Genomic DNA, 21,970 nt, shown 5'->3' with positions numbered 1-21,970 from the left:
GCGGCCTGTCTTCTTTGACCCTGCTAAGGTGCCAATTCATGCTCAGGTATTTTCTATTCCTTTCGCTGTTTTCCATCACTTCGGTTGTATTTGCAGACCCTTTGCCATCCTGGAATGAAACAGACAGCAAGGCGCGGATCATCTCGTTTGTTGAAAGCGTCACCGACCCCAAATCCGATGGTTATGTTACGCCGACCGACCGTATTGCGGTCTTTGACAATGACGGCACGCTATGGGGTGAGCAGCCGGTATATTTCCAACTGATCTATGCGGTCGAAGCGTTTCAGAAAATGGCGCAGGATGACCCTGAAGTGGTCAAGTCTGATGCGCTCAAGGCTGCTGCTGCAGGTGATTACAAGGCTCTGGCTGAGGGTGGCGAAAAAGCCGTGATCGAAGTTCTAGAGGCGACCCATAGTGGTCTGAGTGTAGACGATTTTCAGGCAAGTGTGAGCGACTGGGTTGCCACCGCAACTCACCCGGTTACGGGTCTGCGTTATGACCAGATGACTTACCAGCCGATGGTGGAGTTGTTGCGTTATCTGCGTGACGAAGGGTTCAAGACATATATCGTCTCTGGTGGTGGGATTCATTTCATGCGGGTCTTTGCCGAGGCCGCCTATGGCATCCCGACCGAACAGGTCATCGGCACCTATACCGAAACCACCTATGAGGTGATCGACGGTGTTCCTACCATCATCAAACAACCGGCGATCGGTTTTGTTGACGATAAAGAAGGTAAGCCAATCAATATCGACCGGATCATCGGGAAACGACCGATCATTGCTGGTGGAAACTCGGACGGCGACTATGCGATGATTGAATGGACCACCGCGGGCGACGGACTTCGGCTGGGCCTGATCGTGCATCATACGGATGGTGAACGCGAAGTGGCCTATGCTTGCGACAGCCATATTGGTCGGCTGTGCGATGGGCTGGAAAGCGGTCCTGATCTGGGCTGGCTCATCGTCGATATGGCCAGCGATTGGTCGCGCATCTACACCGGTGTGAACCAGTAGCGGGAAGGATATAAAGATAGCCATTCGTTTATCAGCGCCCCTGATCAGATGGGTTGCCATTGCTGGAACAACCGTTCTGGGGCTTCCCACCGGATCATCCGCTCAAGAGCTTGAATATGTAGGCTCTACGCAATGCACCAAGTGCCATACCGAAGCCGCCGCTGCGTGGAGCGGTTCGCATCACGCGCTGGCATGGAGCGCTCCGGAGCCGAATACGGTGATTGCAGATTTCGATGGCACCTCCTTCAGCCATGATGGCATGAACGTCCGTTTCAGTACCGACGGAGTGCAGTATCGCGCCACCGTCACCGAAAAAGACGGTCTCACAACTGAATACCCGGTGCATTCCGTCGTGGGCATCGCTCCGCTTCAGCAATACCTGTTCGAAACTGAGCCAGGCCGGCTGCAAAGCTTCGACGTGGTCTGGGACGTGGAAAACGAACGCTGGTATCACCTCTATCCCAATCAGGACCTGCCGCCGGATGACGGATTGCATTGGACCGGGCCTTACAAAAACTGGAACGCTCGATGCGCCGAATGTCATGCTACCGGGTTTGAGAAGAACTATGATCCGAACACGCGTACTTACGCATCAACCCACGCTGAAATCGGTGTTGGTTGCGAAGCCTGCCATGGTCCCGGCTCAGCTCATCTCGACTGGGCCAAAGGAAGCGAACTTACCAATAGCAACGGGCAATTGAACACGCTCGGACTGACTATGGATTTCAACGCGGGCGCGGAGGCGACGATCCAGCAATGCGCCACGTGCCATTCTCGTCGTGAGGCGTTTGGAGACGGTAATCCGCTGCCTGGATCATCGTATCACGACAACTACAACCTCGCGCTACTGCGACCTGGTCTTTATCATTCGGACGGCCAAATATTGGACGAAGTCTATGTCTACGGTTCTTTTCTGCAGTCTAAAATGTATGCCAGCGGCGTCAGCTGCACCAATTGCCATAACGCACACTCTGCAACGCTCATCGCCGAAGGAAATGATGTATGCACCCAGTGTCATTCGCCAGCAGGGCGGGAAGAGTTTCCTGGCTTAACACGCGCGCTCTATGACGATCCGGGCCACCACTTTCATCCTATGGGTTCGGAAGGTGCAGAGTGCAAAAGCTGCCATATGCCAGAGCAGATTTACATGGGCGTTGACGGGCGCCGGGATCACGGATTTCGCATCCCACGACCAGATCTTACGGTAGAGACAGGGGCTCCGGATACTTGCACCGATTGCCATACGGATCAAACCTCCGAATGGGCCGCAAAGACTGTAGAGGCTTGGTATCCGCAAAGCGTAAATCGTGATGTACATTTCGCGCAGGTGTTCGCTAAGGCGCGCACCAGTTCGGGTGCGGCTAGCAATGATCTTGCCCAGTTAGCACGCGACACCGCCCAGCCTGCGATTGTTCGTGCAACGGCCTTGTGGTTGTTACAGCAGGACATGGCGGAGGATGTGAGAGATTTGGCTCTTGGACAGTTGGATGATTCCGATCCGATGGTTCGCGCCAGTGCGGTGGGCTTGCTAACTGATGCCAACGAAAACGAGATTTCAAGAATTTTGCCTTTGTTGGAGGATCCGTTCCGGAAAGTCAGGATTGCAGCAGCGCGGGCAATGCTGTCAGCGAATGGATTGCAAATGTCTCGCCAGGAACAAGAGCGATTGCATCAGGCCATGACCGAATGGCGAAGCTCGTTGCTCAACCGCGCAGATTTTCCAGAAACTCACTTGGTTCTGGGTGGGATGGCCTTGTCGATGCGCAACTTAGCTGCCGCACAAATGGCTTTTGAAGAAGTAACTCATCTCGATCCACAACGAGTTGATGCGTGGGTGATGCAGGTACGTCTCGCTGCCGCGACAAGCGATTTAAGTGCTGCAAGGCAGGTACTAGACCGCGCGCTTTTGATCAATCCAGATGACCCTTCGCTTTCTGCACTAGCTTCGGGTCTGCGATGAAAAAGAAGGGTGACGTGTATTGATCAGTTGCAGGATAAGCCTGATCCGTTTTGCGAATTATCGGCTCGATTTCAACTTGATACCTTTGGTGAGGTGATATTACCAAAAAAATCGCGCGGTACATCTATGACCGCTTATGAGATGCTATAATGCTAAGTCCAAACTGTAGTTAACGGCTGCTAAGGGCCGCCCTCGAAGACGGCCCGAATTTACTAGATTTCAATGGCCTCGGCGATTGCTAGCGCGTCCTCAAGTTCGACGCCCAGATATCGGACCGTGCTGTTCATTTTTGTGTGACCGAGCAGTAGCTGAACCGCCCGCAAGTTGCCGGTTTTTTTGTAGATCTGGGTCACCTTTGTTCGCCTCATTGAATGCGTGCCATATGCGCTCGCTTCCAGACCGATCGATGTGACCCAATCTCGGACGATCCGTGCATATTGGCGTGTCGAGATATGAAGACGCTCATGGAAGCGACCCGGCCAAAGGTACTCAGAGCCGACCATGAGTTCATCCTCCATCCACTTCTCTACCGAGGTTCTTGTGCCTTCGGACATTTCAAAACGCACCGGTTTGTGCTTTTTGCTTTGCAACACGGAAGCCCGTTCTTTGATCTGGCCAGATGCCATAACGTCGACGACCTTCATCTTCACCAGGTCGCAACCTCTCAGCTTGCTGTCGATCGCCATGTTGAAAAGTGCGAGGTCGCAATGATTTTCTGCCAATTCAAGTCGAACACGGATCGCCCAGACATGCTTTGGCTTCAGCGGCCGTTTCTGGCCAACGATACGTCCTTTGTTCCAGGCTGGACGAAGCGCGCGAATGGCCGGTAAGTTTGGTGTTTCCATGACTGATCCTCCGATCCGCCATGCCCTCCACACCGACAACCCGACGTTGACGAGGTAACATATCACGAGATTGCTGCACCGCCTCCGAGGTTGGCTGTGAGCCCAGAGTACAGAATGCTGCGGTGTGCACCGACGGCTGAGAAGCCGAGCAGAGCTGCCGTTCAAAGCGACAGGTGAGTTTGTCCCGTGATGGATGGAAGCGGTTTGGTTTTAGTTTAAGTGGCTTGCGAGTAGCCGGGTATTGCATATGCTCATGTTTCGATCGCGCGAACTCGCGCATTGTTGGGTGGTCTTCGGTCCTGAACGTCAATCGGCCGGGAAAACGGCCCTTTACGATTGGCGCTCTTGCCGCGACCCATTGCACGCCTGTCTCCAATTCAAGCCGTTTGCAGTGTAAGCTGCTCCACTAAACTGTCCTTGCTTTAACGTTAGCCTATCTTCCGAATGAGGAGACTGACGATGAAGAGCAGCCGTTGTAGCGAAGAAAGGTGCGATCCGGTCAATGCGCGCCCAATACCTGTCGATGGGCCCGCGATCTTCAAGCTGGCTCATTCTGGCAGTTTTGGGGTGCAGCGGCCATTGGCTCACGGTTCGGGGTCTTTGGCTTGCAAAGCCAGCTTGACCAATCCCGAACGACCTCTTCGCGGACTACGATGCGTCCGACCGCTCGCGACGTAGCTCCATGTCGATTTGCTCGGAAACAAGCTCCGTTACAAGCTCTTTGGTCAGAGGCGCGTGGCCAATGGTCATGATCCCCATCAACCCATCGAAAAGGGCCGAGATTCGCCAAGCAGCGTGTTGGGAATTGACACTACCCACTGCCTTAGCTCCGATGGATCGGTCGAGCATTTCCATAATCGCGGCGTGCCATTGAACATGGCCGTCCTGAACAATCGCTGCCAGATCGGGGTCGCGGCGCGCTTCTTCGATGGCGTCCAGCCAAAGTCTCCAGAACCGCAGGTCAGGATCAGAGGTCATCCAGTCGATGAAGCGCTCAAACGCGCGGTCTGTTGGGCAGTCAGACAGGGCCTGGCGCAACGCGGTGATCTCCTGATGGATGAACGTCTTGACGACTTCTGCGCGCAGCTCTCCCCATGTCTTGAAATAATGGTGCAGCAGCCCTGATCCGACGCCCAGATGACGCGTGACATCCCGGGTGGCTGTCCCGGCAAGGCCCTTTTCCAGGATGATGGCGCGCGCGCCTTCGACGATTTGCGACCGCCGTTCCGGCCCTGACAATCGACTCATGTCCGCCCCCCCTTGACATCTATCCGGTTATTGAGCAAGCGCTCAAAACGATGAGAAGCATGATGGCAAATGAAGTCAAGATCGCCGTCGAGTTAGACGGCGCTACCAACTTGGCCGCCGCTGCGGCGGTCCAAGGTCGGGTGGTGCTCCATAGGTTGCCAAAAGCAAACCCAAGATTTGGTGCGCGCGCGCATTGGGCGGGGTCTGTTTTGGCCACAGACGTTGCAGATGACGCACAGAGGGCCAGCCGCAGCGGGCGCCTTGGTGCAAGGCAGGGCGCGCGCGCTGATGCTTGGAGAGACCATGACCAATAGCGAAGATGTTCTTAGGGACGCAAACAGCCTGTGGATACACGGCGCGGGTCTGGCGGGCGAAACCTGGCGTGACCTCACCTCCGATCTTCCGCGCGCGCAAACGCCGGATTTGCCCGGGCATGGCGATGCCGATGCGGTTTCGCCGCCAACGGTCGAACGCTTCGCAGACACGCTATTGCCACGTGTTGAAGACAACATGGTGCTGATCGGGCACTCCCTTGGTGGCATGGTTGCGCTGGAATTGCTCGCGCGGACGGTACTGCGCCCAAGGGCGCTGGTTTTGGTGGAATCGGTGCCGACCGTCACCGACCGCTGGATCGGACGTGCCGGACCTCGTTTGGCGCGCCCCTTTCTGCAACACCTTCCAAGGTCCTGGCTCAATCTGATGAGCGGCGCCGGTCAGTCCCCTCTTGCGGCGAAAGAGGCGCGCCGCTTCCTGTCCCGAATGCCGCGTGATCGTATCCTCGACGCCTTCGATGCGGCCCGGATGTATGACGGGCGCCGCCACCTCGCGCAGGTCAAGGTCCCGACCCTTGTCATCGTCGGCAGCGAGAACAGGGCCACACATCGTGGGGCGCGACTAAGCGCCGACAGGATCGCGGGTGCCGAGTTTGAGATCCTTACCGGCGGACACTTTCTGCATATAGACAACCCTTACGGGCTCCGGCGGTCTATCTCGGCGTTCCTGGCGCGTACTTCGCACAGTGTGGGCCCAACCGACACACCCCCAAATATTCGAGGCCTTCCATGAAACGTAAAGAGCGGTCTGCTCTCGCAATTCTCATTGCTGTGGCCGTCGCCGTCTTCGTCGCGATCACGCAAGGCCATTGACCTTTCGTCGCCCAAACCGTCGCAAAAGCACGAACGGGAAAGCGGCGCTTGCGAAAAGCCCTCATGCGTCGCGCGTGTCGAACACACGAGATTAGAATAAGACAAGGCAACACCATGAATCTCTCTCTTTTCCGTCGCCGAGCGGGCGTCTCGCGGCTGGTTTCCGCTATCGCGCTCTTGCTTGCGGCCCCAAGCGGTCACGCCCTTGCACAAACCGTCTTGCACACCCTGCCCGAACAGATCAGCGCCGATACCCGTTACGTTCTCTATGTCCATGGGCGTATCATCGAAACCGAAGGCCCTGAGGCCGTTTCGGAACGATTCGGGCCTTACGATTTCAGGGGCATCACCGAGGCGCTGGCCGCGCGCGGCCACGTCGTGATCGCGGAGCTGCGCGAACCTGGCGGGTTGGAATATATCGATACAATTGTCGACCATGTGCGCACTTTGCAGGGGTCCGGCGTCCCAAGCGAAAACATCACGGTCGTCGGGTTCAGCAAGGGCGGTTACATGACGCTCAGCGCGGCGCGGGCGTTGCGCGATCCGGAGGTCAACTATGCGATCCTCGCCGGTTGCATCGCCGAGGCGATCGCGGGTGATGACCTGTCCGCCGACGGTCTCGACGGTCGTTTGCTGTCCATGGCCGATAGCGCCGATGACCTCGGCTTCCCCTGCACCCCGATTTTCGATCGCAATACACAGCTTTCCAGTCCGATCTCCATCGTCTTCCACGAAGGCACCGGACACGGGCTCTTCTACGGCGCCGATCCGGTTTGGCTCACGCCGCTCATGGACTGGATCGACGTGGGCACGTCGGTCGGCAGCGCGCCCGACGGGCTGGTGGATGCGGAGCGCACAAACTAAGTGATTGTCGGAACCTGCCATGACGAAATGCGCGAGATATTTGACCCACCCGCAGGTGGTCATTGACCCGAGGGTTCCGATCCCGCGATGGGGTTTGTCGCAGAGCGGCCTTGCCCGTGTGGAACGCCTTGCGCGGGCGCAACCTTGGCCAAACACAACGCGCATCGTCTCAAGCACGGAAAGGAAGGCGATTGAAACCGCAGTGTGTTTGGCCGCGGCTTGGCAGGTTCCGATGGAGGTCAGACCGAAGATGCACGAGAACGACCGCTCAGCGACGGGCCACCTTTCTCCTGCCGCGTTCGAGGCCGCGGCAGACTGCTTCTTTGCCAAACCAGAGGCCAGCGTCTCCGGTTGGGAAACCGCCAAAGCGGCACAGGCGCGGATCCTGAGCGAGGCTTTGGACTACGTTTGGCATCATCTCGACGGGGATGTGCTGTTTGTCGGTCATGGGGCGGTGGGCACGTTGCTCTATTGTGCGTTGGCCGGGCGTCCGATCGACCGGCGATACGACCAGCCCCCAGGCGGCGGAAACTGGTTTTCGTTCGACATCGAGAACCGGCAGGTCAACCACCATTGGCGCGCTATGGAAGACGCCATTGGCACCGAGCATCCGGCGGACCGCACCCTCCAAAAGGCGGTGCACGCATGAGCACGGCGCTTCACTGGACCAAACGCGGAGAGGGTCCGCCGCTTTTGCTTCTGCACGGGTTCACCGGGGTTGGCACCGACTGGGACGCGGTCTTCGGAGACGTGCCCACCGGCTACACCCATCTGATGCCGGATTTGCCGGGCCACGGCGCATCCCCGCCCCTCGACGAGTTCACCTTTCGTGAGGCCGCGCGGATGGTGGCGGACGATCTGCAGGACATGGGAATTGGGACGCTTCCTGCGATGGGCATGAGCGGTGGTGGCCAGGTCTTTCTGCACCTTGCAACAGGGGTGCCGGAACTGATTACTGGCGCCGTCCTCATCAGCACGGCCGCCTACTTTCCTGCAACAGCGCGCGCCCTGATGAAGCAAGCGACAGCTGATGCGCAATCGGATGACGCCTGGGCCGAGATGCGCTCAAAACACCCCGGCGGAGATGCTCAGGTGCGGACCTTGTTCGAAACGGCGCACGGCTTTCACGCAAGCTACGGCGATGTCGCGTTCACGCCTGACCTTCTGGCACGCGTCTCTGGCCCTTGCCTTGTGGTGCACGGGGATGCGGACCCGCTTTATCCCGTGACGAGCGCGATGGAGCTTTACACGGGCTTGACCAATGCCAGCCTGTGGGTCCTGCCCGGAGCCGGGCATTGTCCGGTTTTCGGGGACCAAGCGAAGCCGTTCGCCGAGGTCGCGCTCCAATTTCTGGCGGATGTGGAACACCGCCGATGAGACTCTCCATCCGAAAGGGACTTCACAATGATTGGCTATGTAACACTCGGCACCAACGTCCTTGAAAAGGCTGGTACGTTCTACGACACGCTTTTGGCACTGTTCGGAGCGAAGCGTGCCTACACGCTTGAACGTATGATCGCCTGGAGCAGCGATCCAACCCAACCCATGTTGGTTGTCACGCACCCGAGCGATGGCAATCCAGCACAGCCGGGCAACGGGGTCATGGTCGCGTTGATCTGTCGCGACGCCGATCATGTACGCAGCCTCCACGCGAAGGCGCTGGATCTGGGGGCAGAAAACGCTGGTTCACCGGAGTCTTTTGGCGAACAGTTCTTCGGGGGCTACTTTCGAGACCTTGACGGCAATAAGGTCTGCGTTTTCGTTATGGCCTAGGGCATTGTGGCCTGGCGCATCGCCGGGCCACGCCCCGTTTTCAACGATTACCGTAGTGCGCTTTGGACGCGAGTGGCCAAGTCCAGCAATCTCCGATCTTTGCCGGGTTTGCCGATCAGCTGCGCCCCGATGGGTAGGCCGTTACGATCCCGGCCGACCGGCATTGTGACCACCGGCCAGCCGAGAACGGTGAGTGGCAGGGTAAAATGGGTCAGAGCGTCGAAATAGCCCATCGGCCCGGCTTGCGTGTCGAACACGGTCTCATATGTCCGAACCCCGCCTTGATCTCGGAGCGGCGCGATATGCCTGAACGCGCAGATCGGGGTCACGGGCAAAAGCAATGCGTCGAAGTCCGACCAACGCCGTTCGGCATCAGCGCGCAAGGCGGCAAGCCGATCCAGGTTGTCCCGATACCGCTCTGTGTGGCGGCGGTAGCCCTTGTGGACATGCGAGACAAATCCCGGTGATGCCTCGGCGGCGCGTCGATCCCGCCGCATCAACCAACGGATCAAACCCGGGATCAGCGCCCCGGTCATATGCCCGATCATCTCGCCGCCGAGCTGGTGGACGGACGGGTCCAAGAGGGCCTGCAAGTCGTCGCCGGAGATCTCAATGCCGTCACCGGGCAGGGTTTGGGTCAGGGTCTGCCAGCCATCACGCGTGTCCGCATCGCAGCGGGGTTTTGCCCCGAGCCGCCAAATGGCAATGCGGGCCGCGCCGGTATCGTCGCTTGCGGGGCCAACCTCGGCTTCGAGCTTGTCCCAGACAAAGGCCAGGTCCTGCGCTGACGCCGCGGTCAGGCCAATCCGCGCGAAATGGCTGAGGCGCTGCGCCCCGGGGAGCAGCCCGTCATTTTGCCAGAACCCTTCAGTTGGCACATAGGAGCATACCCCACACCACGCGGCCGGGATGCGGAGCGACCCGGACAGATCCGCGCCAATGTCGAGCGGGCTCATCCCGCTGGCAACCGCTGCCGCGCCGCCGCCTGTGCTGCCGCCGGAGGTGAATTGCAGATCATGCGGGTTGCATGTCGGCCCACGCCGGGCGTTGCCGGTCTGAAAGTCCATGGCATTCGGTGGCAGGGCGGTTTTGCCCGTGACCACCGCGCCAAGATCGGACAGGCGGGCAACCAGCGATGCGGATGTCCCGTCGGGCCGTTTCGAGGGTTTTTCGAGCCCGAAGGATCGCGGCCATCCGGCAACCGCCACCTGGTCCTTCACCGTGACCGGCAATCCATTCAGCGGACCTGTGACGATGGCCGGACAGGTTTCCTTGCGCAGCTCAAAAGCGTTGACCGAAGGCTCGGTACGGTCGCGCCGCTCTTTCAGATCGTCATAGATCCGGCGCCGTTCGACAGGGTCCGCAAGGGCGCGGACGGTGTCTTCAAGCGACGGGCGCGGTGTATTGGCCAGCAAGTCGCTACCAGCGTCGATTTTCTTTTGCGGCGTCATGTGTCTACCCTCAGGATTCGTGGTGTCCCGATGGTATCTGCGTCACGCGGCTTGCGTTTTTCCGATCGTGCCTTTTGCGATGGGCAAATAGATCAGCGCCGACAGTTGGTCTGGCGCGGTCTCCGGGGTGGGGCTCAGATAGGTCTCAAACATCCACCCAGGGCGAAACCTGGCACCCAACTGGTCGAACCCGGCGCACACGCAGCGGTTCCATGTCAGATGCAGCGCGGTGAACGGGCCGTAATGCGGGAACACCGCATAAGACCCGGCCTCCAGCCTGTTCCAGCTCAAGGACCATACCAGATTCGCCCGTTCGGGCAGGATGGCGCCGTAGAAAGCTCTTGCGTTGAGGTCGCGGAAGCCCGTGGGCGCTTTGCGAAACGCAGTCGAGAGCATGGCCTGTCTGCCATCCAGCTCTTCCAGCAAGTCTGCAAACTCCCGGTGGATTTGCGCCGGGTCCTCGAAGAACCGTCCGTCGCGAACGCCTTGTGTCTCCCGAGCGCAGAGCCAACTGCCGGGGATTGTGACCTCGTCCCAATGCACGCGGATGTTGCGGGACGTCAGAGACAGAAGATACGGACGTGCGGGTAGGTCAGAGCGACGCGACAGCTTGCCAGTTGCCCGAAACTGCTGCGGGCTGGTCCCGAAATGACTGCTGAACGCGCGGGTCAGGGCGGCGTGGGTTTGGAACCCGGCGTCAAGCGCAATGTCGATCACCCGTTGCTCGGTGTCTCGCAGAAGTAGGGCCGCGCGTTCCATCCTGCGCGCCCGAATGTAGCCCGCAACGGTCTCTCCGGTTACGGCTGCGAATTGCCGTTGGAAATGGTGCTGCGCCATCCCCGCCATCCGCGCCAGCATCGCAGTGCGCCACGGCGCCGCTAGGTCCGCTTCGATGCGGGTGCACACATCGGAGATGCGCAAAGACGGGGCGCGTGGCATGGGTCAATCCGTTCTCGGAGCGCTTGCAGCAAGCGATGCGACATCACCCGCTTCCAGGGCTGGAAGGGCCGCTTCGATGGCCGCCTTCGGCCAATCCCACCAGCGCAGGTCCAGCAGGGTTTCGATGTCCTTATCGGTGAACCGCATGCGGAAGACCTCGGCGGTGTTGCCCCCGACGACCGCATAATCGGGAACGGTCCCCCGGACAACAGCATTGGCCGCGACAATGACGCCATTGCCCAGTTTGGCTCCAGGCAGCAGAACCGCGCCACGTCCGATCCAGCAATCATGGCCAACACTCGTATCGCGGCCCCGGGGTAGGCTGGAGCGATAGCTGCCAAAGCGGGGCGGATCGAACACTGCGAACGGATAGGTGGAAATCCCGGCCATCGGGTGGTTTGCCGTGGCTGTGATGAACTCCACACCTTCGGCAATCTGGCAGAAGCGCCCGATTTCCAAACGTTCGGGGGCACCGGGAAACAGGTAGGGGGCAAGCGTTTCGGCATAGTTTTCCGGCAACCGTCTGTCGTTGTAATAGGTCCAATCCCCAATCTCGATGTTCGGGTGATCGATGACCTGATTCAGGAACACGGTGGCCGGGTCGTGTGTCCCATCGGGGAGGATGAGCGGGTTGCGCAGCGTTGGATCGGGGAGAGCGAAAGGCATTGTGTGCGTTCCTTTTGGGGTGTTGGCCTCGGTCGGTCAGCCGAGGGGTCTCAAGCGGGTGTTGGCTGGTTCAATAGTGTTGCTGTTTCGACCGCCGGTATGTCCCAAATCTCGGCGATCTTACCGTCGACCACGCGCCAGACCACCACCACGTCGAATTCGATTGCCGACGCCCCGTCGCTAAGCCGATTGCGGCTTTGCACCACGACAAGCTCGTCACCCACGGCCCAGGCGCCTTTGGGGTGGATGGAAAAATGTCCGCCGCCAAAACCGCGCACATTGCTGAAGAACGCCTGGATGCCCGCAATCCCTTCATAGGAGCCCGCCAGGTCCGGCGCTTGGGGGTTGAAGAAGTGCCAGATGACGCCCGGATGAAACGCGTCCGAGTTCAAGACAATGTCTGTCGTGTCGATGCTGGAAATCAGGTCGATGTTGGGGTGTTCGCTTTGCATGTTTGGCCTTTCCCTGCAGCGTCCGCCGAGGAGAAACACATGTATCTTGCCTTCCCCGTTCCTTCGGTCCTGAAAGGTCGTTCTTCCATGTCCCAGTGGCCGGGGTTGGTAGAGAGGCGGACAGTGCCTCGTATCTTGCAGCAACGTGTTGAGCAAGTGCTCAATTGAGCGGGTGTTCAACAATTCTCTTCTGATCGCAGGCCCCCACGGCACCCGTTCTTGAAAGCCGACGGACCCCGACTCTTGAAACGCCCATGCGTCTGGTTTCGTTTTGCCTGGATCTGAGGTTGACTGCACCCCCAGCCGTTGGATGAAGACTGCTTCCTCACTATGCTCGATCCCCTTCTCGCGGCAAATCTACTGGCTCATGATTAGGGGGCCAAGACAGTGTGCAATTCAAAGTGAAGGTCCGGAAAGCGCGCAAAAGCAGCCTCTTACACAGCCGCAGCGAATGAGCCCTTTGTCCCGCGGACTGTGAGTTAGACCACCGCCGAATTGTGCTCTCGCAGCGAAAGTCCGGTTCGGTGAAGCTGCAATGCGGGGATGCGTGACCCGATGAACGGCTGGTAAGGGCCGCTCCTTGTCTTGCTAAGTACCTCAGTCGTTCCTATGTAGCACCGCGTCAGAGGTCCGGTGCGAGCCCGCACATCCCATATGCTGCGCAACACCCGAATGGCTGCTTGCGCTCATCAGACCCTTGCCATTCCGGCAGTGATTGCGCCCAGGGCGACAAGGTGGACAAGCATGAGCGCCTCGTCATTCCATGAACGTGCGGTGAGCATCGGCTTTTTGGGTTTTGGCCATATCTGTCGCGCAGAATTGGTCCTTCGTATTTGTTGGTAGTCAGGTAACGTTAGATTGGGAGTACGATATGGAATTGCCAACACTGACGTACGAAATGATAGCCGTACTGAGTCTATTGTCTTTCACGGTCTTACTTTTTGTGACCGAGATAATACGGATCGATGTCGCAGCAATTCTTGTGATGGTGCTGCTTGGCGCACTGAGTTATCTACCGGGGCTAGGCAATCTTGCCGATGTCTCCAGGCTCTTTGAAGGTTTTTCCTCGAACGCTGTGATGTCCATCATCGCAGTTATGATAATAGGGGCGGGGCTTGATAAGACCGGACTTATGTCAAAGGTTGCGGCCTTGATCCTCAAGAATGGTGGCACGACAGAAGCCCGGATCATCCCAATTATATCAACAACGGTTGGTATCATCAGCTCCTTCATGCAAAACGTCGGAGCTGCAGCGCTTTTTTTGCCTGTTGTTAGCCGCATCTCTGCACGTACAGAAATCCCGATGAGTAGGTTGCTAATGCCCATGGGGTTTTGCGCGATACTGGGTGGTACCATCACATTAGTTGGGTCGTCGCCCCTTATCCTGCTGAATGACCTGATTGTTTCGGCAAACTCATCCCTTCCAGCTGACCAACAAATGGAGACATTTGGGTTGTTTTCAGTCACGCCTATCGGTGTGATGCTGGTGCTGACAGGGGTGCTTTACTTTGTGCTCTTTGGTCGTTGGGTCCTCCCAGCGCAGCGGGAGCGTGGAGAAGACGCAAGCTCAGCTCGGTCCATGCAAACATATGTCGAAAATACCTATCGGCTTCGGGCCGATATGTTCGAGATACGTGTTCCTGAAGGCTCTATAATCATCGGGCAAACGCTTGCGGATCTAATGGTCGCCCATAACATGTACATTCTTGGCACATCCTATCGCGGCCACAAAGTCATCGCACCGATGGCTGATACCAAGATCGAAGCCCCAGCACGGCTTGCAGTGCTTGGCCTGCGCCGTGTGGTTGAGTATCAGTTCGCTGAACCCTACGGTTTAGAGATCCTACCCCAACTAGATGTCTTTGCAGATGATTTCGCCGCGACCCAATCGGGGGTTGCAGAGGTCGTTATTCCGCCCAGTTCTTCGGTGATCGGCCAGACTCCGATTGATTTGCGTCTCCGTCAGACACATGGTTTGTCTCTGTTGGCCATTCAGCGCGGCGAAGAAACACTGAGCCATGTAGAAACCGAAGATCATTCGGCCACGCATATCGGGCAAGTTCCTTTGCAAGCTGGCGATACGTGTGTGGTGCACGTGCAGTGGGACCGTCTGACACTACTGAAGTCAGACAGGGATTTTGTCGTCGTAACTTCGGACTTTCCCCAGGACGAGCTACGGCCACACAAGGTTGGATGGGCCCTCGCCTTCTTCCTGATAGCGTTGAGCTTAATCCTGTTTTCCGATCTGCGCTTGTCATTATGCCTATTGATTGGCGCTATTGGAATGGTGTTGAGCCGGGTGCTCTCGATAGACGAAGCCTACGAGTCGATTAGTTGGAGTACAGTTTTTCTGCTCGCTTCGCTGATCCCGTTGGGCCAGGCAGTTCAGAACACCGGTACTGCGGATTGGATTGCAGCCCACGTGTTGGCGCTCCTAAAGGGTTGGCCGATATGGTCGCTGCAAGCAGGAATAGCCGTTCTGGCAACTGCTTTCACGCTGGTCATGTCCAATGTCGGCGCTACTGTCCTGCTGGTGCCGCTAGCAGTTTCCATCGCCATATCGGCGGGTGGTAACCCGGCTGTGTTTGCTCTCACCGTAGCAATTTCAACGTCCAATTCATTTTTGATCCCGACACACCAGGTGAACGCGTTGATCATGGGCCCAGCAGGCTACCGGGTGGTAGATTTTGTTCGCTCGGGCGGAATCATGACCCTACTTTTCTTGGTTGTCTCAATGATTGGACTTGCGCTTTTCTTCTGAACCTTTTCTCGGTGATCAAAGATGCATCCCTAATAGCCGCTCTCAGGACCCTTGAAGCCGAATGCTCAGCAGGTACGCCATGTCTGCTTTCTGCCCAAAGCGGTCATTGAATATCTAAGATATCCGGACGACTGGGAGATAGGATGCCGCGAGAAACGCTGCAATTTTGTACAGCCTTCGGCAATCAAAACTTGTTGCCGTCAGATGGCTATGGTCTTTGGCGCTGATTGGCACTTTTATCGGCTCAAGACTTTGAAAACAAATTCTTAGTCCAGAAATCAAGCAAAGTTTTCGCTATCTCGGTCTGTTGGTGGACATATACCACCACGTCAAGCTTTTCCTGACCCAATTGGTTGCGTAGGGAGATTAGCTCGCCGCTTTCAATTTCCTTGTGCACCATGCTGAATGGAAGCCAACCAACACCGAGACCGTTCAGGATCATTTCCTTTACCCCACTTGAAAAGGCCGTCTGGCAAACGGGGTTTTTGCTAAAATCGGCGGTTCCGAACGGGAGTTTGCTCTTGTTCAGTGCTTCGCCGAAATAGCTGTTTTCGGGATAGACGATGGCAGGCGTATCCAAAGGCACGTCACCGTTTCCGCGCACTGCGTACCTCAATCCGCCACCGATGACCGGAATGAGGTAGTCGTGCCCCCATGTGCCGCGACAAATGCCCGAGCCGAACGGCATTGGGGCGACGGTTTGCGCCTCATAGCATAGCAGCATGTTGGTATCGCCGCGCAGGAACAGAGTGACACAATCGTTCAGATTGGCCGTTCTGAGACGAAACCGGAGCCCCTTGAACTTGGCATGTGCACGCAGTGCCATATCAGGGAAGGTGGAGACGACCGATGCATGTGTCGCGGCGATCGTTACAATCGAAACGGTTGGGCCATGTTGCGCAATTTTTGTGCGAAGGTCATTTAATCTAGCGATCAAAGAGCGGATTTCGGCCTCGTTAGAGGCCAGTGCTGGACTGATCTCGACCCGGTTCGATTTGCGATCGAGAATTTCAATCCCCAGCCACTCCTCAAAACTGCGAATACGCCTTGAGAACGCGGGTTGCGTGATGTTTCTGCGGGCTGCAGCCCGCGTCATATTCCGCTCCTCCAGAAGGGCCAGAACATCGTCAAACCAAAGCATATTCATGCGCACCTCCATCGCACCCAAAGAAAACGTATGGGCAGCCTGCGAAATATGCACTGTTTTTATTCTTTTTCTTTTGAAAGTGTTTGGCTGTAGGCAAAAGCAGGGAGAGTGTGGTGGCTGAGACAATTCAGATGACCGGCGGTGACGCGATGGTCGCGCCGGAGATGGTTTTGAGTTTGTGCAAGGAGCTATCGCTGACGCTGGCGAAATTTCCCCGGGTATCGTTTGGTCATCTTCCTACGCCTTTAGAACCGATGGATCGCCTGAGCGAGGTTTTGGGTGGTCCGCGTCTGTGGGTCAAACGAGATGATTGCACCGGCCTCTCGTCGGGTGGGAACAAGACCCGTAAGCTGGAATTTCTGATGGCTGACGCAGTCCAGAAAGGCGCAGATACCATCATCACGCAAGGGGCGACGCAATCCAATCACGCGCGTCAAACAGCAGCGGCGGCCGCAAAACTTGGCCTTGCGTGTCACATCCTGCTTGAGGATCGCACGGGTTCCAATGACCCGAACTATATTCTGAATGGAAACGTCCTGTTGGATCGATTGCATGGCGCCAGTGTCTCTAAGCGTCCCGGTGGTGCGGACATGAACGCTGAGATGGAAGCATGCGCTGCGCAGATGAAGACAGAAGGCAAAAACCCTTACATCATCCCGGGCGGTGGGTCGAACCCGATCGGGGCTTTGGGCTACGTAAATTGCGCGCGCGAGCTAAGCGAACAGGCCGCCAATGCCGGGTTGAAAATTGATGCGTTGGTACATGCGACCGGCAGCTCAGGCACGCAAGCCGGATTGGTCGCTGGTCTTGCCGCCCTAGAAAGTGACATTCACCTTCTGGGCATCGGCGTGCGGGCCCCACAAGACAAACAGGAAGGCATGGTCCATGATCTGGCTGTGCGCACTGTCGAATATATGGAGACGGGTACGCCCATTGCGCGAGAAAATGTGCGCGCAAACTGCGACTACGTCGGTGCAGGATATGGTCTTCCGACCAAAGGGATGATTGACGCGCTCAAGCTGTTGGCCCGCACCGAAGGACTTTTGTTCGACCCGGTTTATTCGGGTAAAGGGCTGGATGGCCTCATCGACCAAACCCGCAAAGGCTATTTCGTTGGTATGGACAATGTCGTCTTTCTGCATACCGGCGGAAGCGCAGCCCTGTTTGGCTATCCCGAAACTTTCGAACTTCCTGGCTACGTGGCCTGAAAATAAACAACAAACCAACAAGGAGATATCAAATGAAACTAAAAAAGTACTTGATCAGCGCGGCTTTGCTTTCCGCTCTCGGCGCACCACTCGCCGCTGAAGAGGTTAAGATCGGCGTTCCCACATGGACAGGCGCACAGGCCATTGCCCATGTCTTGGGTGAGATCGTAACCACCCGCATTGGCGGCACGGTGGAGTATGTGCCCGGAAACAATGCCACGATCTTTCAAGCGATGGATCAGGGTAGGGGCGATATCGATGTGCACCCCGATGTATGGCTGCCAAATCAGGAAGCATTCACCAAGCAATATGTTGATGGTGCTGGCACCGTGACGTTGTCATCGAACCCCTATCAGGGCAATCAGGGTTTCTGCGTCTCCAAAGACTTTGCCGCAGAGATGAACATCACCGACATCGCGGATCTTGGACGCCCCGATGTGGCGGCTGCGATGGACAGCGATGGCAATGGTAAGGGTGAGATGTGGATCGGTGCACCCGGCTGGGCCTCGGCTAATGTGAACGAGGTGAAGGTGCGCGACTACGGCCTGTTGGACTTCATTGATCCAATTCGCGCCGAAGAAGCTGTGAAGACCGCGCGCATCAAGGACAGTATCGCCAAAAAGGAAGGATATGCCTTCTACTGCTATGAGCCGCATGCCGTCTGGTACATGTTTGACGTGGTGATGCTGACCGAACCGACTTATGACCCTGAAAAATACGTGATGGTGCAGCCCTCCGACGACCCTGACTGGTACAACAAGTCGATGGTAGCCAGTAAGGACGCTCTGAAGGAAGTTCAGATCGCCTGGTCCAACTCGCTTGGGGATCGCTCGCCGGCGATTGCGGAATTCTTCGCAAACTTCTCCCTGACCGCCGATGACGTGAGTTCGCTGGCCTTCGAGATTAGTGCCAAAGGGCGCGATGCTGAGGAAGTTGCGGCCGAATGGGTTAACGCCAATTCTGAGCGCGTAGACACGATGTTGGGTCTTTGAGCCAGACCAAAAAACAAAGGGCAGCACCTAGCGGTGCCGCCCCACTTGAAGGCACGCACGGGTGGGCGGATGAGCGACGAGACTGTAATCGAAATTTCCAACATCTGGAAAATCTTCGGGGCAAAACCTGAGGCCGCTCTGGAAGCCATTCGTGCGCGGGGGCTGACCAAGGCTGAAGTCCTTGCTGAGTTCAACGCGGTGGTGGGCGTGGCCGATGTCAGCCTCAGCGTCAAACGCGGTGAGATCTTCTGTATCATGGGCCTATCAGGGAGCGGCAAATCCACACTCGTGCGCCACTTCAATCGGTTACTCGAACCAACCGCCGGCAAGATCGAGATCGAGGGCACTGACGTCATGGCACTCGGCACAAAGGAACTACAGGCTTTCCGCAACCGGAAAATCGGCATGGTGTTCCAGAATTTTGCTCTGATGCCCCACCGTTCGGTCCTCGACAACGTGGCAATGCCGCTGGAAATCCGCCAGGTCGCCAAAAACGAGCGTATGCGGCAGGCGGCCGCCATTCTCGACATTGTCGAATTGGGGGCCTGGGGGTCGAAATTCGCGCACGAACTCTCTGGCGGAATGCAGCAACGTGTGGGGCTTGCCCGTGCGCTAGCGGCCAACCCTGATGTTCTGTTGATGGATGAGCCATTCTCCGCGCTTGATCCCCTCATCCGGCGGCAGTTGCAGGATGAGTTCATCCGGCTGTCCAAAATCCTTAAGAAAACCACGATCTTCATCACCCATGACCTTGATGAGGCCGTCCGCATTGGAGACCGGATTGCGATCATGCGTGACGGCAAGATGGTGCAGATTGGCTCGGCTGAGGACATTGTGATGCATCCCGCTGATGACTACGTCGCTGATTTCGTGGCCGGGATCTCGCGCCTGAAGGTGGTGCATGCTCATGCGGCGATGCAGCCCTTGGACAGCTATCTCGCTACGCACGGCCCACTGCCGGCTGACATCGACCGGGTGGACCACAATGAGACGCTTTCCGCATTAATTACGCGTGCCATCGACGACGAACGGCCGGTTCTGGTGTCCGAAGGTGGCGAAGACAAAGGTGTCATCACACGAGCAGATTTGTTGCGCACCGTGATTGAAGGGACGGAAATGTCATGAGCGAAGATCTTGGTGTGAACCCCCTTGAAGACACAGAAAGCGAAGCCGCGCAGGCCTATGCCGAGGAACGCCGCGAGAATATCCGCACTTTTGTGCGCACAAGCCCCGACTATTACATCCGCAACTTCGACAAGATCGGGGCGTCCGCGCGCTTTACGGCAACTTTCAACGCAATGGCCGGGCTCTTCGGTCCGATCTGGTTCGGCGCGCGCGGACTTTGGTCATGGGCGTTGGCCTTTCTTGTCGTCGAAGCAATCGGATTTGTGCAGATCGCGCGGGGCTTATTCGGAGATTTGGGAGCAGACGCGCTGGCCCGTGTGACCTCGATCGAAGGTACCCTCGATTTGCGCTACCAGCAGCTTGCGGCAGCTCAAGAGAGCGGCTCGGATCGAGCCGCAGCCATCCAGCGCCAGATCGAAGGGCTGGAGGCCAATATTGAAGGCTTCCGCGCCGAGGCAGAGTTGCTCGCTGCGCAAGGTCCGTCGATTGCACTCACCGGTGTTGTCATCTTGCTTGTGGCCAAGCTCATACAGGCTGTGGCCGCCAACTGGGCGCTGGAGGCCCGGTTTTCCGACTGGCTATCGGACCGCACCATTCGCTCCGGCATGCCGGTCAGCCAGATTGTTTTCAGCGCGGGTTTCATGATCCTGCTGGTCGCTACTGCAATGGTCCACTACAGCTTCCCTGGCCGTTTTTCATTTCTTAGCGAATTCCCGACAGATAACTCAATTCGCCTGGCCAGTATTGACAGCGTAGAGGCATTTATCGCCTGGTGCGTTGCCAACAGCGTGGCGTTCTTTGATGGGCTCACTGCGGCCATTCGCTGGTTGCTGGATGCCATGGAGGTTGCGTTGGTTCAGACTCCTTGGATCGTGGTGGCGGCGCTGATCGTTCTTTTAACCTGGCTCACGGCTGGCTTGCGTATGGCTATTTGGTCAGGTGCCTTTCTGGCCTATATGGGCCTTCTCGGCTTCTGGGAAAAAGCAATGACCACTTTGGCGCTTCTCGGCACTGCGGCGCTGCTTTCCATCGTGATTGGCATTCCTTTGGGCATGTTCTCTGCGCGTCGACCGCGGTTCTACGCGGTCATCCAACCGATCATGGATTTCATGCAGACAATGCCTGCCTTTGTCTTCATGGTGCCTGTGATTGCCTTTTTTGGGGTCGGCAAGCCAGCGGCAGTCATTGTTACGATGATCTTCGGCGGGACACCCGTGGTACGCCTTACCGTTTTGGGCCTGCGTGGTGTTCCTGAAAGCGTACGTGAAGCCGCGATCAGTTTTGGCGCCAACAAGTGGTACCTTCTCACCAAGGTCGATCTGCCGCTTGCCAGCCCCTCCATTCGCGCCGGTATCAACCAGACAATCATGCTTTCCCTGGCCATGGTCGTCGTGGCCTCGCTTATTGGTGCGAAAGGGCTGGGAGAAGACGTTCTCGAGGCGCTGCAATACGCCAATGTAGGCCAGGGTATCCTCGCAGGCTTTGCCATTCTCTTTTGCGCGATGATCCTTGATCGGATCGTTCAAGGTCAGCGAAAGTGACCCCCCTTGTCCTTGTTCATGGTTTCATGGGGGGCAGCGCACAATGGGATGGGTGTCGCGATACACTGCAGCAGCATGTTGATGTGATTGCAGTCGACCTGCCCGGGTTCGGAGCAAATGCCCATCTGCCGCCAATCGACAGTATTGGCGGTTATGCGGATTGGGTCGTCCGGCACCTCCGCAGCCTTGGGGTGGAGAAATACCATCTGCTTGGTCATTCCATGGGCGGCATGATCACTCAGGAAATTACCTTGCTCGACGAAGAAAGGATTGACCGTTTTGTGCTTTACGCAACTGGCGCCATTGGTGTTTTGCCGGGGCGGTTCGAAACCATTGAACAAAGTAAAAAGCGCGCTGTAGAAGACGGCCCGGTAGCCACCGCGCGTCGGATCGCAGCAACTTGGTTTTTAGATCGCGAAGCTGCAACCGGATATGAACACTGCGCCGCGATTGCCGCTCAAGCCAAGCTGCCGGCCCTGGAGGCCGGCCTTGACGCGATGCAAGCTTGGTCAGGGGAACAGAACCTTAGCCGGATTCGGCAGGAAACACTTGTGCTTTGGGGCGATCGAGATCGGACCTATACGTGGAGCCAAATTCAAGTACTTTGGGAAACAATTCCCAATACATCACTAGCAGTTGTGCCAGGCTGCGCTCATGCTCTACATGCCGAAAGACCCGACTTATTCATACGTTTAGTCTCCGACTTTTTGGACCGCTGAGCAATGCCAACAACTTGGACTTTTGTCGGGCGGCAGCCAAAGTCAGCTTTGTCCCGCAGACTGTGAGTTCGAACCAATCTATTTTTTGGCGTTGCAGCGAACGGCCGGTTTTACGGGC

Annotated in this window: 20 protein-coding genes; 13 read left to right on the top strand and 7 right to left on the bottom strand. The window is 57.3% G+C overall.

Translation table 11 applies throughout. The features are described from left to right. Positions 1-38: 38 nt before the first annotated feature. Together ACR0KG_RS03410 and ACR0KG_RS03405 are read left to right on the top strand one after the other, a co-directional pair. A complete protein-coding gene (locus tag ACR0KG_RS03410) occupies positions 39-1,016 on the top strand; it encodes an HAD family hydrolase (RefSeq protein ID WP_480826478.1) in 978 nt (325 codons plus the stop codon). A 10-nt stretch (positions 1,017-1,026) separates the two neighbouring features. Next, positions 1,027-2,976, top strand: coding sequence for a multiheme c-type cytochrome (locus ACR0KG_RS03405; protein ID WP_480827325.1), 1,950 nt, complete (start codon positions 1,027-1,029; stop codon positions 2,974-2,976). Positions 2,977-3,188: 212 nt separating this feature from the next. On the opposite strand, the gene ACR0KG_RS03400 is transcribed toward ACR0KG_RS03405, so the two are convergent. Further along, the gene (locus ACR0KG_RS03400) at positions 3,189-3,821 is read right to left on the bottom strand and encodes a tyrosine-type recombinase/integrase (RefSeq protein ID WP_480826477.1); all 633 of its coding nucleotides are present in this window, start codon (positions 3,819-3,821) and stop codon (positions 3,189-3,191) included. Positions 3,822-4,469: 648 nt separating this feature from the next. Next, complete coding sequence (locus ACR0KG_RS03395) at positions 4,470-5,069, bottom strand: TetR/AcrR family transcriptional regulator (protein WP_480550235.1); 600 nt, start codon at positions 5,067-5,069, stop codon at positions 4,470-4,472. 303 nt (positions 5,070-5,372) lie between these two features. Here ACR0KG_RS03395 and ACR0KG_RS03390 point away from each other — a divergent pair, with 303 nt between their 5' ends. The 5 genes from ACR0KG_RS03390 to ACR0KG_RS03370 all read left to right on the top strand — a co-directional run bounded on the left by ACR0KG_RS03390 (position 5,373) and on the right by ACR0KG_RS03370 (position 8,851). Continuing rightward, positions 5,373-6,134 (top strand): alpha/beta fold hydrolase, encoded by a 762-nt coding sequence (locus tag ACR0KG_RS03390; RefSeq protein WP_480550233.1) that lies wholly within the window; start codon positions 5,373-5,375, stop codon positions 6,132-6,134. 194 nt (positions 6,135-6,328) lie between these two features. Next, positions 6,329-7,078 (top strand): alpha/beta hydrolase family protein, encoded by a 750-nt coding sequence (locus tag ACR0KG_RS03385; RefSeq protein WP_480826476.1) that lies wholly within the window; start codon positions 6,329-6,331, stop codon positions 7,076-7,078. Positions 7,079-7,097: 19 nt separating this feature from the next. Further along, positions 7,098-7,727, top strand: coding sequence for a histidine phosphatase family protein (locus tag ACR0KG_RS03380; RefSeq protein ID WP_480550229.1), 630 nt, complete (start codon positions 7,098-7,100; stop codon positions 7,725-7,727). Beyond that, positions 7,724-8,455, top strand: a complete 732-nt coding sequence (locus ACR0KG_RS03375) for an alpha/beta fold hydrolase (protein WP_480550227.1) — start codon at positions 7,724-7,726, stop codon at positions 8,453-8,455. The genes ACR0KG_RS03380 and ACR0KG_RS03375 overlap by 4 nt, the downstream gene beginning before the upstream one ends. A gap of 27 nt (positions 8,456-8,482) precedes the next feature. Then, on the top strand, positions 8,483-8,851 hold the full coding sequence (locus tag ACR0KG_RS03370; RefSeq protein ID WP_480826475.1) for a VOC family protein: 369 nt from the start codon (positions 8,483-8,485) through the stop codon (positions 8,849-8,851). A gap of 47 nt (positions 8,852-8,898) precedes the next feature. Here the strand turns inward: ACR0KG_RS03370 and ACR0KG_RS03365 are convergent, their stop codons facing one another. The 4 genes from ACR0KG_RS03365 to ACR0KG_RS03350 are packed head-to-tail and all read right to left on the bottom strand — an operon-like array spanning position 8,899 to position 12,359. Then, positions 8,899-10,302, bottom strand: coding sequence for an amidase family protein (locus ACR0KG_RS03365; RefSeq protein ID WP_480550224.1), 1,404 nt, complete (start codon positions 10,300-10,302; stop codon positions 8,899-8,901). A gap of 42 nt (positions 10,303-10,344) precedes the next feature. Further along, positions 10,345-11,241 (bottom strand): helix-turn-helix domain-containing protein, encoded by an 897-nt coding sequence (locus ACR0KG_RS03360; protein WP_480826474.1) that lies wholly within the window; start codon positions 11,239-11,241, stop codon positions 10,345-10,347. 3 nt (positions 11,242-11,244) lie between these two features. Further along, on the bottom strand, positions 11,245-11,907 hold the full coding sequence (locus tag ACR0KG_RS03355; protein ID WP_480550220.1) for a CatB-related O-acetyltransferase: 663 nt from the start codon (positions 11,905-11,907) through the stop codon (positions 11,245-11,247). 50 nt (positions 11,908-11,957) lie between these two features. Beyond that, positions 11,958-12,359 carry a nuclear transport factor 2 family protein gene (locus ACR0KG_RS03350; protein WP_480826473.1) on the bottom strand — a complete coding sequence of 134 codons (402 nt, stop codon included), beginning with the start codon at positions 12,357-12,359 and terminating at the stop codon, positions 11,958-11,960. An 871-nt stretch (positions 12,360-13,230) separates the two neighbouring features. Here ACR0KG_RS03350 and ACR0KG_RS03345 point away from each other — a divergent pair. Then, positions 13,231-15,120 (top strand): SLC13 family permease, encoded by a 1,890-nt coding sequence (locus ACR0KG_RS03345; RefSeq protein ID WP_480550159.1) that lies wholly within the window; start codon positions 13,231-13,233, stop codon positions 15,118-15,120. Between the two features lie 244 nt (positions 15,121-15,364). Here ACR0KG_RS03345 and ACR0KG_RS03340 read toward each other — a convergent pair whose 3' ends face one another. Beyond that, positions 15,365-16,393, bottom strand: a complete 1,029-nt coding sequence (locus tag ACR0KG_RS03340) for a LysR family transcriptional regulator (protein WP_480826472.1) — start codon at positions 16,391-16,393, stop codon at positions 15,365-15,367. A gap of 68 nt (positions 16,394-16,461) precedes the next feature. Between ACR0KG_RS03340 and cuyA the strand changes: the two genes are divergently transcribed. From cuyA to ACR0KG_RS03315, 5 genes are all read left to right on the top strand, one after another. Beyond that, complete coding sequence (cuyA, locus tag ACR0KG_RS03335; protein ID WP_480827324.1) at positions 16,462-17,475, top strand: D-cysteate sulfo-lyase; 1,014 nt, start codon at positions 16,462-16,464, stop codon at positions 17,473-17,475. Positions 17,476-17,507: 32 nt separating this feature from the next. Continuing rightward, on the top strand, positions 17,508-18,467 hold the full coding sequence (locus ACR0KG_RS03330; RefSeq protein ID WP_480550163.1) for an ABC transporter substrate-binding protein: 960 nt from the start codon (positions 17,508-17,510) through the stop codon (positions 18,465-18,467). Between the two features lie 69 nt (positions 18,468-18,536). Next, the gene (locus ACR0KG_RS03325) at positions 18,537-19,592 is read left to right on the top strand and encodes a quaternary amine ABC transporter ATP-binding protein (RefSeq protein WP_480550165.1); all 1,056 of its coding nucleotides are present in this window, start codon (positions 18,537-18,539) and stop codon (positions 19,590-19,592) included. Next, entirely contained in the window at positions 19,589-21,133 is a 1,545-nt protein-coding gene (locus ACR0KG_RS03320) for an ABC transporter permease subunit (RefSeq protein ID WP_480550167.1), read from the top strand. Before ACR0KG_RS03325 ends, ACR0KG_RS03320 begins: the two co-directional genes overlap by 4 nt. Continuing rightward, a complete protein-coding gene (locus ACR0KG_RS03315) occupies positions 21,130-21,852 on the top strand; it encodes an alpha/beta fold hydrolase (RefSeq protein WP_480550169.1) in 723 nt (240 codons plus the stop codon). The genes ACR0KG_RS03320 and ACR0KG_RS03315 overlap by 4 nt, the downstream gene beginning before the upstream one ends. The last annotated feature ends 118 nt before the right edge of the window (positions 21,853-21,970 follow it).

This window comes from Ruegeria sp. H4 (assembly GCF_056533065.1).
This window is presented reverse-complemented; position numbering and strand designations above follow the sequence as displayed.

Excerpts from the sequence above, each read along its gene's own strand:
- ACR0KG_RS03350 (WP_480826473.1), bottom strand. The coding sequence starts at position 12,359 with ATGCAAAGCGAACACCCCAACATCGACCTGATTTCCAGCATCGACACG.
- ACR0KG_RS03355 (WP_480550220.1), bottom strand. The coding sequence starts at position 11,907 with ATGCCTTTCGCTCTCCCCGATCCAACGCTGCGCAACCCGCTCATCCTC.
- ACR0KG_RS03365 (WP_480550224.1), bottom strand. The coding sequence starts at position 10,302 with ATGACGCCGCAAAAGAAAATCGACGCTGGTAGCGACTTGCTGGCCAAT.
- ACR0KG_RS03380 (WP_480550229.1), top strand. The coding sequence starts at position 7,098 with ATGACGAAATGCGCGAGATATTTGACCCACCCGCAGGTGGTCATTGAC.
- ACR0KG_RS03330 (WP_480550163.1), top strand. The coding sequence starts at position 17,508 with ATGAAACTAAAAAAGTACTTGATCAGCGCGGCTTTGCTTTCCGCTCTC.
- ACR0KG_RS03385 (WP_480826476.1), top strand. The coding sequence starts at position 6,329 with ATGAATCTCTCTCTTTTCCGTCGCCGAGCGGGCGTCTCGCGGCTGGTT.
- ACR0KG_RS03345 (WP_480550159.1), top strand. The coding sequence starts at position 13,231 with ATGGAATTGCCAACACTGACGTACGAAATGATAGCCGTACTGAGTCTA.
- ACR0KG_RS03325 (WP_480550165.1), top strand. The coding sequence starts at position 18,537 with ATGAGCGACGAGACTGTAATCGAAATTTCCAACATCTGGAAAATCTTC.
- ACR0KG_RS03370 (WP_480826475.1), top strand. The coding sequence starts at position 8,483 with ATGATTGGCTATGTAACACTCGGCACCAACGTCCTTGAAAAGGCTGGT.
- ACR0KG_RS03320 (WP_480550167.1), top strand. The coding sequence starts at position 19,589 with ATGAGCGAAGATCTTGGTGTGAACCCCCTTGAAGACACAGAAAGCGAA.
- ACR0KG_RS03400 (WP_480826477.1), bottom strand. The coding sequence starts at position 3,821 with ATGGAAACACCAAACTTACCGGCCATTCGCGCGCTTCGTCCAGCCTGG.
- ACR0KG_RS03395 (WP_480550235.1), bottom strand. The coding sequence starts at position 5,069 with ATGAGTCGATTGTCAGGGCCGGAACGGCGGTCGCAAATCGTCGAAGGC.
- ACR0KG_RS03360 (WP_480826474.1), bottom strand. The coding sequence starts at position 11,241 with ATGCCACGCGCCCCGTCTTTGCGCATCTCCGATGTGTGCACCCGCATC.
- ACR0KG_RS03410 (WP_480826478.1), top strand. The coding sequence starts at position 39 with ATGCTCAGGTATTTTCTATTCCTTTCGCTGTTTTCCATCACTTCGGTT.
- ACR0KG_RS03375 (WP_480550227.1), top strand. The coding sequence starts at position 7,724 with ATGAGCACGGCGCTTCACTGGACCAAACGCGGAGAGGGTCCGCCGCTT.
- ACR0KG_RS03390 (WP_480550233.1), top strand. The coding sequence starts at position 5,373 with ATGACCAATAGCGAAGATGTTCTTAGGGACGCAAACAGCCTGTGGATA.